Origin of the sequence: Donghicola tyrosinivorans, assembly GCF_003003355.1 — a bacterium.
In the GTDB taxonomy this organism is placed as follows: Bacteria; Pseudomonadota; Alphaproteobacteria; order Rhodobacterales; family Rhodobacteraceae; genus Donghicola; species Donghicola tyrosinivorans.
In genome coordinates this window covers 282,441-298,688 of the sequence record NZ_PVTQ01000004.1, presented here as the reverse complement: position 1 = coordinate 298,688, position 16,248 = coordinate 282,441, and the positions used below count along the sequence as shown (strand labels likewise).

At 60.0% G+C, this 16,248-nt stretch carries 16 protein-coding genes; 8 read left to right on the top strand and 8 right to left on the bottom strand.

Translation table 11 applies throughout. From position 1 onward, the window contains the following. Positions 1-8 precede the first annotated feature (8 nt). The 3 genes from surE (at position 9) to CLV74_RS08410 (ending at position 2,715) form a co-directional block, all read left to right on the top strand. A complete protein-coding gene (gene surE, locus CLV74_RS08420; protein ID WP_106263780.1) occupies positions 9-794 on the top strand; it encodes a 5'/3'-nucleotidase SurE in 786 nt (261 codons plus the stop codon). Positions 795-799: 5 nt separating this feature from the next. Then, positions 800-1,438 (top strand): protein-L-isoaspartate(D-aspartate) O-methyltransferase, encoded by a 639-nt coding sequence (locus CLV74_RS08415; RefSeq protein ID WP_106263779.1) that lies wholly within the window; start codon positions 800-802, stop codon positions 1,436-1,438. 74 nt (positions 1,439-1,512) lie between these two features. Continuing rightward, the gene (locus CLV74_RS08410) at positions 1,513-2,715 is read left to right on the top strand and encodes a peptidoglycan DD-metalloendopeptidase family protein (RefSeq protein WP_211299022.1); all 1,203 of its coding nucleotides are present in this window, start codon (positions 1,513-1,515) and stop codon (positions 2,713-2,715) included. A gap of 103 nt (positions 2,716-2,818) precedes the next feature. Here CLV74_RS08410 and CLV74_RS08405 read toward each other — a convergent pair whose 3' ends face one another. The 6 genes from CLV74_RS08405 to CLV74_RS08380 form a co-directional block, all read right to left on the bottom strand. Then, on the bottom strand, positions 2,819-3,616 hold the full coding sequence (locus tag CLV74_RS08405; RefSeq protein ID WP_106263852.1) for an ATP-binding protein: 798 nt from the start codon (positions 3,614-3,616) through the stop codon (positions 2,819-2,821). 44 nt (positions 3,617-3,660) lie between these two features. After that, entirely contained in the window at positions 3,661-4,533 is an 873-nt protein-coding gene (gene tatC, locus CLV74_RS08400) for a twin-arginine translocase subunit TatC (protein ID WP_106263777.1), read from the bottom strand. Beyond that, on the bottom strand, positions 4,530-5,003 hold the full coding sequence (gene tatB, locus CLV74_RS08395; RefSeq protein WP_106263776.1) for a Sec-independent protein translocase protein TatB: 474 nt from the start codon (positions 5,001-5,003) through the stop codon (positions 4,530-4,532). Before tatB ends, tatC begins: the two co-directional genes overlap by 4 nt. 6 nt (positions 5,004-5,009) lie before the next feature. Then, positions 5,010-5,222, bottom strand: a complete 213-nt coding sequence (gene tatA, locus CLV74_RS08390) for a twin-arginine translocase TatA/TatE family subunit (protein ID WP_106263775.1) — start codon at positions 5,220-5,222, stop codon at positions 5,010-5,012. A gap of 204 nt (positions 5,223-5,426) precedes the next feature. Continuing rightward, positions 5,427-6,515, bottom strand: coding sequence for an ABC transporter ATP-binding protein (locus CLV74_RS08385; protein WP_245888489.1), 1,089 nt, complete (start codon positions 6,513-6,515; stop codon positions 5,427-5,429). A 158-nt stretch (positions 6,516-6,673) separates the two neighbouring features. Beyond that, positions 6,674-7,453 carry an SDR family oxidoreductase gene (locus CLV74_RS08380; RefSeq protein WP_106263774.1) on the bottom strand — a complete coding sequence of 260 codons (780 nt, stop codon included), beginning with the start codon at positions 7,451-7,453 and terminating at the stop codon, positions 6,674-6,676. 151 nt (positions 7,454-7,604) lie between these two features. On the opposite strand from CLV74_RS08380, the gene CLV74_RS08375 reads away from it, so the two are divergent. The 5 genes from CLV74_RS08375 to CLV74_RS08355 all read left to right on the top strand — a co-directional run bounded on the left by CLV74_RS08375 (position 7,605) and on the right by CLV74_RS08355 (position 13,656). Further along, complete coding sequence (locus CLV74_RS08375) at positions 7,605-8,624, top strand: Hint domain-containing protein (RefSeq protein WP_106263773.1); 1,020 nt, start codon at positions 7,605-7,607, stop codon at positions 8,622-8,624. Between the two features lie 42 nt (positions 8,625-8,666). After that, the gene (locus CLV74_RS08370; RefSeq protein WP_106263850.1) at positions 8,667-10,271 is read left to right on the top strand and encodes a peptide chain release factor 3; all 1,605 of its coding nucleotides are present in this window, start codon (positions 8,667-8,669) and stop codon (positions 10,269-10,271) included. Between the two features lie 132 nt (positions 10,272-10,403). Beyond that, complete coding sequence (locus tag CLV74_RS08365; protein ID WP_245888488.1) at positions 10,404-11,153, top strand: hypothetical protein; 750 nt, start codon at positions 10,404-10,406, stop codon at positions 11,151-11,153. Then, positions 11,150-12,130 (top strand): glycosyltransferase family 2 protein, encoded by a 981-nt coding sequence (locus tag CLV74_RS08360; RefSeq protein WP_106263772.1) that lies wholly within the window; start codon positions 11,150-11,152, stop codon positions 12,128-12,130. Before CLV74_RS08365 ends, CLV74_RS08360 begins: the two co-directional genes overlap by 4 nt. Positions 12,131-12,267: 137 nt before the next feature. Continuing rightward, a complete protein-coding gene (locus tag CLV74_RS08355; protein ID WP_106263771.1) occupies positions 12,268-13,656 on the top strand; it encodes a DEAD/DEAH box helicase in 1,389 nt (462 codons plus the stop codon). 145 nt (positions 13,657-13,801) lie between these two features. Here CLV74_RS08355 and CLV74_RS08350 read toward each other — a convergent pair whose 3' ends face one another. Beyond that, on the bottom strand, positions 13,802-15,469 hold the full coding sequence (locus CLV74_RS08350; RefSeq protein WP_106263770.1) for a ribonuclease J: 1,668 nt from the start codon (positions 15,467-15,469) through the stop codon (positions 13,802-13,804). After that, the gene (locus CLV74_RS08345) at positions 15,466-16,242 is read right to left on the bottom strand and encodes a type III pantothenate kinase (protein ID WP_106263769.1); all 777 of its coding nucleotides are present in this window, start codon (positions 16,240-16,242) and stop codon (positions 15,466-15,468) included. Before CLV74_RS08345 ends, CLV74_RS08350 begins: the two co-directional genes overlap by 4 nt. Positions 16,243-16,248 lie beyond the last annotated feature (6 nt).

The following is a 16,248-nucleotide window of genomic DNA, read 5'->3' as shown; positions in this document are numbered from 1 at the left end:
GGGCAGGTATGCGTATTCTGATTACAAACGACGACGGTATCAACGCACCGGGTCTAGAGGTTCTGGAACAGATCGCCGCCGATCTGGCCGGACCGGACGGTGAGGTTTGGGTTGTTGCCCCCGCCTTCGAGCAATCAGGCGTCGCACACTGTATCAGCTACACCCACCCCACTATGATCGCCCAGATGGGTCCGCGCCGCTATGCGGCCGAGGGCAGCCCCGCCGACTGCGTTCTGGCGGGCGTTCACCACGTTATGAAAGACACGCCTCCCGATCTGGTACTGTCGGGCGTCAACCGTGGTAACAACTCGGCCGAAAACGCGCTTTATTCCGGCACCCTAGGCGGCGCTCTGGAAGGGGCGTTGCAAGGCATCCCCGCTGTCGCCCTGTCCCAATACCTCGGGCCGGAAAACGTCAACATCGATGATCCGTTCGAGGCCGCCCGCCAGCATGGCGCGGCGACTCTGCGGCGCATTCTGGATGCGGACATGCCGCAGGGCGAAACCTACCGCCTGTTCTACAACGTCAACTTCCCGCCCGTGCCCGCAGCTGGCGTCAAAGGCGTTAAGGCCGCGCCGCAGGGCCTGCGAATCGGCACCTCTTTCGCGGTCGAGCCACATCAGTCCCCCTCGGGCCGCGTGTTCCTCTGGGCCAAGGGCGGCAACCAACGGGCCGAAACCCAGAGCGGATGCGATGCCCATGTGAACCTTGATGGCTGGATTTCTGTGACCCCGATGCGCGCAGACCTGACCGCCCACGACGCGCTTTCCGCGCTGGACTCGGTTCTGGACTGATCCCGATGGATACGGCCGAACTCAAGATGCAATTCATGTTCGCCCTCCGCTCCAAGGGGGTGACGGACACGCGCGTTCTGATGGCGATGGAGACCATCGACCGGGGCTTTTTCGTAAAGGGAATCTTCGCAAACCGCGCCTATGAAGACACGCCTCTGCCCATCGCATGCGGTCAGACGATCAGCCAGCCCTCGGTGGTGGCGCTGATGTCTCAGGCCCTGAAGGTCAGTCCCCGCGACAAGGTGCTAGAGGTCGGCACAGGCTCTGGCTACCAAGCGGCGATCCTGTCGCAACTCGCGCGGCGGGTCTACACGATTGACCGCCACCCCCGTCTGGTACGCGAGGCCAGCACGATCTTTCGCCGGCTTGATCTGAACAATATCACCGCGTTGACGGGCGACGGCAGCTTTGGCCTGCCCGAACAGGCCCCCTTCGACCGGATAATTGTGACTGCCGCAGCGGAAGATCCGCCTGGCCCGCTCTTGGCCCAACTCAAGATCGGCGGTATCATGGTTGTGCCCGTGGGCCAGTCCGATGCGGTGCAAAGCCTGATCCGTGTGACAAAAACCGAAGAAGGCCTGCACTATGATGAGCTGCGCCCCGTCCGTTTCGTGCCCCTTGTCGAAGGTATCGACAAGGACTGAGAGCTAAAATTGATTTGAACCCCGAAGGGCCCTGCACTGCAGACCAGAAGAGCCCGCCAATGAGGAAGATCGAGATGCCACGCACCCGTTTTTCGTGCGCCCCCAAGGCCTTGACCGCCATCAGTTGCCTCGCGCTGCTTGCTGCCTGTGACCCTAACCAGATGGATCCGGATTTCCGCAGCTACGGCAAGGGGTTTGACACCACTGACGCCGCCATGTCGTCATCGCTGCGGCGCCCAACGCCCGATGCCAACGGCGTGATTTCCTATCCGACATATCAGGTCGCACTGGCCCGCAACGGCGAGACCGTGGCGCAGGTCGCGCAGCGCCTTGGCGTCGATGCCAACGAACTGGCCCGCTATAATGGCCTGAACGTAGCCGATCCCCTGCGCCGAGATGAGCTGCTGGCCCTGCCCACCATGGTCAACGGCGGCGCGGTAGCCTCGTCCGACTTTGGCCCTGTTGGCGGTGTGGAAACCACCACCCTGCAGCCATCCAACACGGACATCACATCGATTGCAGAGATCGCCATCGACCGCAGCCCGCAAAGCAGCACCATCACTCCTGCCCCGCAAGCAGCGACCTCGGTGGATGGCCAGCCGATGCGCCACAAGGTCCAGCGCGGCGAGACTGCGTTCATCATCGCCCGTCTCTACAACGTACCTGTCCGCTCGCTTGCGGAATGGAACGGTCTGGACAGCAACTTCACCGTTCGCGAAGGTCAGGTCCTGCTGATCCCCGTGACGCAAGCACAGGCCGCGGCCCCCGCCCCAGCGCCCAAAGTGGTCAAGGACCCGGGCGCAGGCTCTGCCACTCCGACGCCCCCCAGTGCCACCAAGCCGCTGCCCAAAGAAACCCCGAAGGCCGCAGCCGAGCCCGTCAAGACACCCGAACCGCCCAAGGTCACCCAATCCGCGAAACCCGCAGGTCGCCTTGGCTGGCCCGTACAGGGCAACATCGTGCGTGACTACAAGAAGGGCACCAACGACGGCATCGACATCGCCTCGACCTCGGGCGCGGCTGTGCAGGCCGCAGAGGCAGGCACCGTCGCGGCCATCACCGCTGACGCCAATCAGGTGCCGATCCTTGTGATCAAGCACCCGAACAACTTGCTGACCGTCTATGCCTACATCGACGATCTGGCGGTGAAGAAGGGCGACAGCGTCACCCGTGGCCAGACCATCGCCAAAGTGCGCGCGGGTAGCCCTGCGATCCTGCACTTCGAAGTGCGCGATGGTTTCGAAAGCGTCGATCCCACAGGCTATCTGAATAAATAAGGGCGCCATGGCCCCGCTTCGGGGCCATTCCACCCAACCTGACATCAAAAAACCCGGCCTTGGGAACCAAGGCCGGGCTTTTTGATGACCGCTGGATCAGGGCTTACAGCAGAACGCCGTGCCGCCCTGCCAGATCGGTAAAGAACTGCCATGCCACACGGCCCGAACGGGCACCGCGGGTGGCCTGCCATTCGATCGCTTCGGCATAAAGTGTCTCTTCGTCGACCGTCACGCCATAGGTGGCGCAATAGCCGCGGATCATGTCCAGATACTCGTCCTGCGAACAGGGATGGAACCCAAGCCACAGACCGAAACGGTCCGACAACGAGACCTTCTCTTCCACAGCCTCGGACGGATTGATCGACGAGGACCGCTCGTTCTCGATCATATCCCGCGGCATCAGGTGACGCCGGTTTGAGGTCGCGTAGAAAATCACGTTCTCAGGACGGCCCGCAATGCCCCCGTCCAGCACCGCCTTCAGGGATTTGTAGTGCTGGTCATCGTGGGAAAAGCTGAGGTCATCGCAGAACAGCACGAACCGTTCACGGGGCGCCGCCCGCAAAAGATCCAGCAAGCGCCCGACCGACGGCAGATCTTCCCGCGCCAGTTCCACGATCTTCAGGCTCAGCCCCTGATCCAGAACCGCCGCATGAACGGCCTTCACAAGAGATGACTTGCCCATCCCCCGCGCGCCCCAAAGCAGCGCGTTGTTCGCGGGCAGGCCACGGGCAAATTGCAGCGTATTGGCCAGCAGCGTATCGCGGATGCGGTTGATCCCCACCAGAAGCGAGATATCCACCCGCGACACGCGCGGCACCGGCGTCAGACGCTCGGGTCCGGTCTGCCACAGAAAGGCATTGGCCATCTCAAAGTCAGGTGCGTCCAGCGGCGCAGGAGCCATCCGCTCCAACGCCGCTGCGATCCGTTTCAAAGTCTTGTTGCCGCTCACCGGTCGTCGTCCTCGTCGAACTCTTTCAACAGGGGATCTTCATCCGGATTGTCGTCGTAGTAACCCTCTGCCCGCAGACGGGCTTCGCGCTTTTTCTCGACACGGCGCACAAGGAAGATCGAAATCTCATAGAGGCCGTAAACTACGGTGAACAGGATCACCTGCGTGATGACATCCGGCGGCGTCACGACAGCCGCCAGAATCAAGATCGCCACGACCGCGTATTTCCGCACCGCGCCAAGACCATCCGCGCTAACCATGCCTGCCTTGCCCAGAAGGGTCAGCAGAACCGGCAGTTGGAAGCACAGACCGAAGGCAACCACGAACTTGATCGTCAGGCTCAGGTATTCCTGCGCTGACCCCATGAACGAGATCGCAGACTGCTGCGTTTCACCATCCGATGTCAGGCTTCCCGGCTGTTGAAAGCCAAGGAAAAAGTCGAACGCCATCGGTGTCACGACATAGTAGGCAAAGGACGCACCCAACATAAACATGAAGGGCGAAGCGATCAGGAAAGGCAGGAATGCCCCCTTTTCGCTCTTGTACAGGCCCGGCGCCACGAACCGCCACAACTGGTAGCTAATGAAGGGGAAGGCCAACACCAAGCCCCCCACCAGCGAGATCGAGATCGCAACGAAGAAGCCTTCTTGCAGTTTGATCAACACCAGTCCGCAATCATCCTGTCCCCGTGCAGAAAGTGCGCTGCACAGAGGTTCAGTCATGAAATTGAAGATCGGGTTCCAGAAGGAAAAACAGAACACCATCGCAATGATAAACGCGATCATCGCGCGGATCAGGCGGGTGCGCAGCTCGGCCAGATGCTCGATCAGCGGGGCCGAGCTATCTTCGATCTCGTCGGATTTCGTCATGTAGTGGATCCGTCTTTGGCGACCTTTTCCGGTGCAGCAGCCAGATCCCCATGCTCTTCAGCATCGGCGGCGGCCTCAGCCCGTGCGGCTTCTGCAGCGGCACGTTCCTGCTCTTTACGCTTGGTCGCGGCCTGCGCCGTCGCATCGTGAATCTTCTTGGCCACGTCCTTGCGGTCGTCGCTCAGGCTGTCATCGGGTGTCCATTTGGCAAAGTCCTTGGCCGCATCCTTGACGGAATCCAGTCCAAGATTACGGGCCGAAGTCGCCTTGCGAACAGTGTCGGCAGCGTCTTTCACGCCTGCCTCATCAGCTGCCTGCTCCATCGCACGCGAAAACTCGCGTGCCATACCTTTTGCCTTACCGACAAAGCGGCCGACATTCCGGAACAGAACGGGCAGATCCTTGGGGCCGACAACGATCAAGGCAACGACGCCGATCAGTAGCAGCTCGCTCCAGCCAAGGTCAAACATATGGGCTTATGCCTTGTCTTTTTCTTCAGCAGGAGTGACGTCACGCGCATCGGCGCTGTTGTCTTCCAGCTCTTGGGTGCCGTCTTTCACGCCTTTTTTGAAAGCAGTGATGCCTTTGCCGACTTCGCCCATCAGCGAGCTGATCTTGCCACGACCGAACAGGACCAGAACCACAACAGCAATCAGCAAAAGGCCCGGCAAACCGATATTGTTCAGCATTGTATGTCTCCCTTTCAGCGACCGGCGTCATTGGTTGGCCGGTTTCGCAATCATACCATCATCGCAATATGTATGGGGTCTCTCGCGGGGTTGAAAGGCACTACCGACGAATTATCAGGTATTTTTTACCAGATGTTTCGTCGCAGCCCGTTTCAGGGCAAGATTTCGCCACCGCAGAAAAACGGGCAAACGGGCGAAATTCGCTTATTTTGCAGGAAAAACAAAGCACCGGTCGCGGCGCAGCATCAACCAAAGCGGCATTCCGGGCTTGGGCAGAAACACGTTCGGGACGCTGGCCGTCAGGATCGAGCCGTCATAATCCATGCGGAACTCCACCAGACTTTCCTTGCCCATAAAGCGGGCACGTTCCACCACGCCCCGTGCAGGGGTTCCGTCCACAGCGGTCGGATTCGGCCCGCGGCCACCGCGATCCAGATCGATCCGGATGTGCTGGGGGCGGATCACGATATCCACTTCGGCCCCGTCTTTGACACCGGGTGCCAGAAACTGGCCAAAGGGCGTTTGCGTCAGCGCACCGCGCACGGTGCCGCGAATAACGTTGATGTCGCTGAAAAACGCGGTCGCCGCCTTATCCACCGGATTGTTGTAGATGTTGTAGGGGGCGCCTTGCTGGACGATCACCCCGTCGCGCATCAAGGCGATTTCATCGGCCATGCGCATCGCCTCTTCAGGCTCATGAGTGACCAACAGAACGGCGGCGTCTTCGTCCTTCAAAACGGCCAGTGTCTGATCACGGATGTCATCGCGCAGGCGGTTGTCCAACCCCGAGAACGGCTCGTCCATCAGCATGATGCGCGGTTTGGGGGCCAAAGCGCGGGCCAAAGCGATCCGCTGCTGTTCGCCGCCGGACAATTCATGCGGGTAGTTGTCGATGTGGCGCAGCATATCCACGCGCTTCAGCAATTCTTCCACCCGCGCGCGCTTTTCTTCCTTAGCGCCTTTCAGGCCAAAGGCCACGTTGTCGGCCACACTCATATGCGGGAACAGGGCAAAGTCCTGAAACATCAGACCGATCGAGCGGCGCTCAGGCGGGATGCGGAATTTGGTGTCGCAGATCAGGCTACCGTCCACATAAATCTCGCCGCTGTCCTGCATCTCGACGCCCGCGATCATTCGCAGCGTCGTGGATTTCCCGCAGCCCGAAGGCCCCAGCAGACAGGTCACCTGCCCCGGCATGACCTTTAGCGACACACCGCGAACCACCTGTGTCCCGTCGAAACTGCGGGTCAGATTGCGGATTTCCAAGCGCGGGGTCAGCTTTTGATCGGTCACGGGGGCCTCATGTCTTTCCGACAATTTTGGTCGGAGTTCCTCGGCTGATAGCAAGCGACCGCCCCCCCTGCAAGTCGCGCGGATGAAAGAGCGGTCAGAGAATAACAAAGGGCAGCGCAAGGCTGCCCTTCCGGCTGCATCACAAATTGCAGCGCATTTTACATGGTCGAGTTGTATGCGCCGCCATCCAGCAACACATTCTGCCCCACCATGAACCCTGCATACTGAGAGCACATAAAGGCACAGGTCGCGCCGAATTCACGGGGCGTGCCGTAACGGCCAGCGGGAATCGTGGCCTCACGGTTGGCGCGGGCCTCTTCTTTTGTGATCCCCTGAGCTGCCGCTGCGCCGGTATCTAGCGAGTTTGCACGATCCGTGTCATGTAGACCCGGCAGCAGGTTGTTGATGATCACGCCATCACCACATACCTGACGCGAGGTTCCCGCCACATATCCGGTCAGGCCCGCACGGGCCGAGTTCGAAAGACCCAGCACAGCAATCGGCGATTTGACCGACTGGCTAGTGATGTTCACCACACGGCCCCAGCCGCGCTTTTGCATCCCCGGCACCAACGCTTTGATTAGCGCGATGGGGGTCAACATGTTCGCATCCAGCGCCTTGATGAAATCGTCGCGGTCCCAATCGGTCCACATCCCCGGAGGCGGACCACCGGCGTTGTTGACCAGAATATCAACCTCGCCGGCCACATCCAGCAACTGGGCGCGCCCCTCTTCGGTGGTCACATCACAGGCCACGGTTTCAACGCTGACCCCGTAAGTGTCGCGGATATGCTGCGCGGTGGCTTCCAGTGCCTCGGCGCCACGGGCGTTCATCACAAGGTTTACACCAGCTTCGGCCAGCGCTTCGGCGCAACCGCGGCCCAATCCCTTACTGGACGCACAAACCAAGGCCCGCTTACCGGCAATTCCCAGATCCATATTCTCTCCCTTCGGGTCTCAGTTTGACCCGCTATTTCAGCGACTTCGTGGCCACTCTATAGAAAAATACCTAATCGTTTACGATTCCTGACCTAGAATCGACACGATTCAGCGGATAAGTAATCCTATATCTTTCGAAGGAAACACCCCCATGGCCGATAAGGCCCCCGCGCAACCCCTGCCCCCACAGTCGCTTCCGGTCTACCGCAGCGAAGAATTCTGCGTGGTCAGCGGCGCGAATATGGGGGATACGCTGTCCTTCGCAGACGATCTCACTTTGGATGACACCTACTGTCTGGAAAAGACCGCCCCGTCGCGCCTGTCGATCCTGCCCCAAGGGCGTCGCAAGGCGCTGGTGGCCCCCGATAGCGAATGCGGAACACCTGGCAATCTGGTGATTCTGGACAGCGTGATCACGTTGATGTCGCCACGCGGCGACACGACCGAAGCGCTGATCATGGTCGAGATTGACGCGATGGGCGACGTGCAAGAGGTGTTCTTGCTGCCCCTAGCCCGACTGATGCCCGGCGATGACTACTCGCTGGTTGGCATCAACCGTGATGAGGCCGCGCAAAAGCTGGCCCAAGTGGCCTGTGTCGCGTTCAGCCGTGGCACCCACATCACTATGGCCTCGGGTGCGCAGGCCCCGATCGAGACATTGAAGGTCGGCGATCGTGTCCTCACCCGTGACGCTGGCATCCAGCAAATCCGCTGGATCGGTCAAACCACCGTGCGCGCAACAGGGGCCTTTGCGCCTATCGTGATCACCGCCGGTACCCTGAACAACGAACATGATCTGGTGGTCAGCCCCGAACACCGCCTTTTCATCTACCAGCGCCGTGACGCCCTTGGCACCGGCCGGTCAGAAGTTCTGATCAAGGCCCGCCATCTGGTGAACGGATCAACGGTCTACTGGCGTGAAGGCGGCTTTGTGGATTATTTCCAGCTGCTCTTTGACGAACACCAGATCATCTACGCCGAGGGAATCGCCGCCGAGACCCTGCTGCTGGACACAAGAACCGAGGCAGCCCTGCCCCCAGACGTGATCCGCGGCGTCAATGAATCCCTGCACGGTCAGGCCACCGCCAACAGCCTGTCGCTGGAGGTGCCGGAAAACCTGCTGAAGGATCCGGATATTATCAACCGGATCAAGAACGCGTCGTCCGGCTGAGGCACGCTTGCCGAAATGCGGCTTCCGCAGTATGAGGCCGCCATGCTGGATACAACAAATCGACCCGCCCTGCCCCCTGAGATCGCCCGTCGCCGGACGTTCGCTATCATTTCGCACCCGGACGCTGGTAAAACCACGCTGACGGAAAAATTCCTGCTGTACGGTGGTGCGATCCAGATGGCCGGTCAGGTCCGCGCTAAAGGCGAGGCCCGCCGCACCCGTTCCGACTTTATGAAGATGGAGCAGGATCGCGGAATTTCGGTCAGCGCCTCGGCGATGTCCTTTGATTTTGGCGAATTCCGTTTCAATCTGGTGGACACCCCCGGCCACAGCGACTTTTCCGAAGACACCTATCGGACCCTGACCGCCGTGGACGCCGCTGTCATGGTGATCGATGGCGCGAAAGGCGTGGAAAGCCAGACCCAGAAACTGTTCGAGGTTTGCCGTCTGCGCGATCTGCCCATTCTGACCTTCTGTAACAAGATGGACCGGGAAAGCCGCGATACCTTTGAAATCATCGACGAGATTCAGGAAAATCTGGCCATCGACGTGACGCCTGCCAGCTGGCCGATCGGCGTAGGCCGCGATTTCTTGGGTTGCTACGATATGCTGCGTGACCGGCTGGAACTGATGGACCGCGCCGACCGCAACAAGGTGGCGGAATCGATAAAGATCGAAGGTCTGGACGATCCCAAGCTGGAACAGCACATCCCCGCCGATCTGCTGGAAAAGCTGCGCGAAGAGGTGGAAATGGCGCGCGAGCTGCTACCCGCCCTTGATCCGCAAGCGGTTCTGGAAGGTCACATGACCCCGATCTGGTTCGGCAGCGCCATCAACAGCTTTGGCGTGCAGGAACTGATGAAGGGCATCGGCGCGTATGGCCCCGAGCCTCAACCCCAGTCCGCCGAACCCCGCCAGATTTCCCCCGATGAGAACAAGGTGGCAGGCTTTGTGTTCAAGGTGCAGGCCAACATGGACCCCAAGCACCGCGACCGCGTGGCCTTTGTCCGCTTGGCCTCGGGCCACTTCAAGCGCGGCATGAAACTGCTTCATGTGCGCTCGAAAAAGCCGATGGCGATCTCGAACCCCGTGCTGTTCCTTGCCGCTGACCGTGAACTGGCCGAAGAGGCTTGGGCCGGTGACATCATCGGTATTCCGAACCACGGCCAGCTGCGCATCGGGGACACCCTGACCGAGGGCGAAACCCTGCGTGTCAGTGGCATTCCCAGCTTTGCGCCTGAACTGCTGCAAGGGGTTCGCGCAGGCGATCCTATGAAAGCAAAGCACCTTGAAAAGGCGCTGATGCAGTTCGCCGAGGAAGGCGCGGCGAAGGTGTTCAAGCCGAACATCGGCTCGGGCTTTATCGTCGGTGTCGTGGGCGCGCTTCAATTCGAAGTCCTCGCCAGCCGGATCGAGCTGGAATACGGCCTGCCCGTCCGCTTTGAGGCCAGCCAGTTCACCTCTGCCCGCTGGGTCAGCGGCGCGAAGGCGGATGTGGAGAAATTCGTCAACGCAAACAAGCAGCACATCTCGTACGATCACGATGGCGATGTGGTCTACATGACGCGGATGCAATGGGACATCGATCGCGTCGTGCGCGACCACCCAGAGTTAAAGCTGACCGCGACGAAAGAGATGATGATCTAACAAAACCTGCAAACGCCCGCTCTGATCAGAGCGGGCGTTTTCCTTTTGGCAATGGTTGAAATGCAGCCAACAAGCCGTTGCCATAAAACAAACTTCTTGCAATCCAGCCTTTCCTTTCCCACCATGCGGGCCATGAGCAATGCGACCTATCCCGAAGGCTTTCAAGGCATCACCGACCGCTGGGAAGAGCGGCGCGATCCCCTCACTGCACGCGCGGGTGAAGGACTGCCGCCGCTTGATTGCGACCTTACCGAACTGGTCCGCCAAAAGATGCCCGATCCTGCGGAGCCTTTGGTCAAACCTGCCTCACCCTTTGCGTTCAAAAGCCACGCGCTGGCCCGCGAACTGGCCGGTCACAGCGCACTTGCACACTTCAACGCGCTGCTCATCGCCCACCTGCGCCGCCGCGCTTGGCCCGATCATGCGCCAGCACTGTTTGCCCGCCTCTGGGCCGAACAAAGCCCCGCCTTAATCGTCGAATTGAACCCGCGCTGGTTGGTCTCATCCATCATCACTTTTGCGGATCACGGCCAGACCGAAGGCCAACGGCGGATTGGGTCTTCGATGAACATGCTGTTCTCGATGATGAAGCTCTATGAATTCGAACGCACCTTCAGCGGCAAATCTCCCGACACGCCCTTTGGCCTGAACAAACGTGTGCAAGAACGGCTGCCGATGGACATGGACGACTTCTCACTGAAATCGGGCGGTCTGGATTACAATTTACTGGCCCCGCTCTGGCGCGATGCGCAGGCCGATCCGGTCACCGCGCCGCTGGCCTGCCACTTGCTGAACATGCTGAACGACGATCCCAAAACCCTGTTCCGCCGCCTGCAAACCATGCGCAAACGCATCGCCCGTCGGGATGAGAAAAGCCAATGACCACTTGGGGGATCGTCACCACCGTCAAGGCCAACGCCAAGACCATCATGACATGGGTCGCCTATCACCTTGAGGCAGGCGCGGATGAAATCCAGCTCTATCTGGACACCCCCTGCCCGCGCGCCGAAAAGGCGCTGGCCGGTTATCCAAAGGTCAAGGTCATCCTCTGCGATGAGAAATACTGGCGCCGCCGCCGCCCGCTGGAAGAGCATCAGCGCCCGCCCATGCACCAAGCCCGCCAGTTCGCCAATGCGAAATGGGCCTATATGCACACCAAGGTGGATTGGCTGATCCACATCGACATCGATGAATTCCTATGGCCTGAAACGCCTGTGGCGCAGCAGCTGGCTGCCTTGCCGGACAGCGCCCTCTGCGCCCGCATCCGCCCGCTTGAGGCTCTGTCAACCGAGGGACAGGACACCCCAGAGGGCGTCACCTACTTCAAATCCGCCGCACTGCCGTGGGATCAGCGCAAAGAAGAGACCCGCCACATCTACCCCATGTATGGCCCCTTCCTGAACGGCGGCTTTCTATCTCATCTGGCAGGAAAAATGGGCGTCCGCACGGGCATCGAAGAGATGATGGTCCGCATCCACAACGTGGAACTAGACGGTGCGTTGAACCCCGGCGAACAGGATCTAACGGGCCTGACCCTATGCCATATGCACGCACATTCGTGGGACCACTGGCGCAAACTTCTGGACTACCGCGCCCGCAAAGGCTCTTACCGCAAGGAACTGGCCCCGCCCGTCGCGCCTCCGGGCACAAAGCCGCTGGAAGACGCCATGAACATGCATGATCTCTTCAAAATGCTCCTGGACGAAGGGGGCGAAGAGGCTCTGCGCGCTTTCTTTGATGAGGTCTGCCTTGCCACCCCCAACTTGCGCGAACGCCTTGCCCGCTACGGCCATTTGGCCGAGCGGCGGCTGGATCTGGATGCAAAGCGACTGAAGGTTTTCGGACCCGATTGGACGTAACCTGCCCTGACATTGACCGCAAAGGCATTTTGGGCTATGCCGCGCCCCAAGGCTGAACTGAACTCACGCCACCGGCATCACCCGATGCCAGATGCAACCGCTACGGGCCAAGTCGTGTCCGTAAACCACGGATACACATGACGAAATTCTCTGATCTGTCCCTAGACCCGAAAGTCCTGAAAGCCATCGAGGAAGCAGGCTATGAAAGCCCGACCCCGATCCAGGAGGGAGCGATTCCCCCCGCGCTGGAAGGCCGCGATGTTCTCGGGATCGCGCAGACCGGCACCGGCAAGACCGCCAGCTTTACCCTGCCGATGATCACGCTTCTGGCCAAAGGCCGTGCGCGCGCGCGCATGCCCCGCAGCCTTGTGCTGGCCCCGACCCGCGAACTGGCGGCTCAGGTGGCGGAAAACTTCGACACCTACACAAAACACATGAAGCTGACCAAAGCGCTGCTGATCGGCGGCGTCAGCTTCAAAGAGCAGGAAGCCCTGATCGACAAAGGCGTCGACGTGCTGATTGCCACCCCCGGCCGCCTGCTGGACCATTTCGAGCGTGGCAAGCTGCTGCTGACCGGCGTGCAGATCATGGTGGTCGATGAGGCCGACCGGATGCTGGACATGGGCTTTATCCCCGATATCGAGCGGATCTTTAGCCTGACGCCCTTCACCCGCCAGACCTTGTTCTTCAGCGCCACCATGGCGCCCGAGATCGAGCGCATCACCAACACCTTCCTGTCGGCCCCTGCCCGCGTGGAAGTGGCCCGCCAGGCCACCGCCTCGGAAAAGATCGCGCAGTCGGTTTGCATGTTCGAGGAAGCCAAGCGCGACAAAACTGGTAGCCGCAAACGCGCCCTGCTGCGCAAGCTGATTGACGGCGAAGGCGACACCGTGACCAACGGCGTCATCTTCTGCAACCGCAAGACCGACGTGGATATCGTCTCGAAGTCGCTCAAGAAATACGGCTATGACGCGGCACCGATCCACGGTGATCTGGACCAGTCCCAGCGCAACCGCACGCTGGATGATTTCCGCGAAGGCAAGATCAAGTTCCTAGTGGCCTCGGACGTTGCTGCCCGCGGCCTGGACGTTCCCAGCGTGACCCATGTCTTTAACTATGACGTGCCCGGTCACGCCGAGGACTACGTCCACCGCATCGGCCGCACCGGCCGCGCAGGACGCGATGGCAAAGCGATCATGATCTGCGAGCCCCGCGATGAGAAGAACTTCAAGGCAATCGAAGATCTGATCCAGAAAGCCATTCCCCGCGTGGACAATCCTCTGGCGGGCCAGCCGGAAGAAGAACCCCGCGAAGCCAAAACCCCTGCCGCGCCCCGCGAACGTGACGACAATAGCCGTTCGGCCAGCCGCTCGCGCAGCAACAGCCGTGGCCGCAAAAAAGGCGGCAGCCCTGCGGATCTGGTGGGCGAAAGCAACCGTGGTAAAGGCATCATCGTGGGCATGGGTGATCACATGCCAAGCTTCATCGCCATGAGCTTTGAAGAACGCCGCGCTGCTGGCTGCTAACGCCCAAGATTTTTCGCCGAAAAATCTTTTGACGGGACGATCTTCTGCGAAGATCGTCCTTTTTCTTTGCCTCAACCCGCGCAGACACGACAAAAGGCGACCCGAGCGGGCCGCCTTTTGTGAAACCTTTCGCAGAAAGGTTTTCTTAGCTCAAACGGCTGATGATCACCGTCACTTCGGGCTTTTTCCCGATTTCGGCCTGTGCGGTCTGACGGGCCTGACGCTTCAAGCCCTCTTCCAGCTTGTCATCATCGGTCAAGGTTTTGGCACCAGCGCGCCCCATGAACTGCGACAGGTCTTCTTCCAGCACATCGACCAGAGGCGCATTGTTCCGGCCCATTTCTGGCAGGCCGCGCAGTTCGCACCAAGGTTCACCCAAGGGATCATCGTCTTCGTCAAGAATGACCGTCACGACGATATGACCATTCAGCGCCATGCGAATACGGTCGCGGACAATACCGTCCAAGGCGCCTATCTGCACGCTGCCATCCAGATAGGTGCGACCAGTGTCCACATATTCAGCCACATTGGGACCAGCGCCGCTCAGGTCGATCAGCATACCGTTTACAGCGACAATCGCCTCGGCCCCGCGTTCTTTCGCCAGTTTGACGTGTTCGCGCAGGTGACGGTGCTCTCCGTGCATGGGCACAACGATGTCTGGATTGACCAGCTTGTGCATCTCCAGCAGATCAGGCCGGTTTGCGTGACCCGACACGTGATAAAGACCACCGGCATCATCAATCACATCCACCCCCATCTCCGAGAACTGGTTCATGATGCGGATCACACCGCGCTCATTGCCCGGAATGGTCTTGGACGAGAATAGAAACGTATCCCCTTCTTTCATCTGCAGACCCAGATATTTGCCGTTCGCCAGTTGGGCGCTTGCCGCACGGCGTTCGCCCTGGCTGCCCGTGACGATCAGCATCAGGTTCTCGCGCGGTACATCCCGCGCGTCCTCGGCCGTGATCGTTTTCGGGAAATCGGTCAGGATACCGGTCTGTGTCCCTGCTTCGACCATGCGGCGCATCGCGCGGCCCAGAAGACAGATCGAGCGGCCCGCCGCTTGCCCCGCCTCGGCCAAAGACTTCAGACGGGCAATGTTCGAGGCGAAGGTCGTGGCCACCACCATCCCCGACGCGTTCGAGATCAGCTCTTCCAGATTGGGGCGCAGGGTCGCCTCGGACCGGCCTTCATGGTTGCTGAAGACGTTCGTGCTATCGCACATCAGCGCGTGCACACCCGAAGCCCCGATGCTAGCCCAAAGATCGCGATCAAAGGGTTCGCCCACTACGGGGGTCTCATCAATCTTGAAGTCGCCCGAATGGACGATCCGGCCCCGCGGCGTGTCAATCACCAGCCCCGAGCTTTCGGGGATCGAGTGCGAGATCGGCACAAAGCCCACCTTGAACGGGCCAACGGTGATCTGCTCGGGCCAAGCCGACGCGGTGCGCACGACGCTTTCCGAATAGCCGTATTCACCCATCTTGTGACGGGCAATGTTGGCGGTGAAGGCGCGGGCATAGACCGGTGCGCCAAGACGTTCGTACAGATGACCAACCGCGCCCACGTGGTCTTCGTGGGCGTGGGTGATAAAGATTGCTTCCAGCTGGTTCTTACGCTCTTCCAGCCAGGAAATATCGGGCATGATCAGGTCGACACCGGGCGTTGTGTCCATGTCCGGAAAGGTCACCCCCAAATCCACGAGGATCAGGCGTTCTTTGTCTTTGGGACCATATCCGTAGACATAGGCGTTCATCCCGATCTCCCCCGCACCACCGAGGGGAAGATAGATCAGTCGTTCACTGCTCACGCGTCATGTTCCTTGTTGTACTGATGAATGACCGTCAGGCCGTGCATCGTGAGAAATTCGTCAAAGGCGTCAAATAGCGCATCCCCTTGCTGAAACAAAGGGGCCAGTCCACCTGTAGCGATAACTTTCATCGGGCGATCCCGTTCCGCCTTGATGCGGTTACAGATTTCGTTGACCAGACCAACATAGCCCCAAAAGACGCCGGACTGCATACACGCTACCGTGTTGGTGCCGATCACCCGATCTGGTTTGGTCACATCCACATGGGGAAGCGCGGCTGCGGCTTGGTGCAAGGCGGTCAGGCTCAGGTTCACGCCGGGGGCAATCACGCCGCCGATGTAAGCGCCATCGCTATCCACGACATCGAAGGTCGTCGCGGTGCCAAAGTCCACCACGATCAGATCGCCGCCATATTTGTTATATCCCGCAACCGTATTCACCAGACGGTCAGGGCCTACTGCGGTGCCCGGATCAACCCGCACATCCACAGGCAACAAGCATTCCGGCTTGCCAACCACCAAGGGGCGCGTGTTGAAGTAGCGATCCGCAAAGACCCGAAGATTGAACACCACGCGCGGCACAGTGGTCGAGATGATAACACCGCTGATCTCGGGTTTGATGCCCTTGTGCTGCATCAGAGTGGTCAGCCAGACGTAATATTGGTCTGCGGTCCGCTGATGCTCGGTGCTGGTGCGCCAAGTCGCGATGAACTCGGATCCATCCCAGATCGAGAAAACAGTGTTGGTGTTGCCGCAGTCGATGGCCAGAAGCATAAAGCT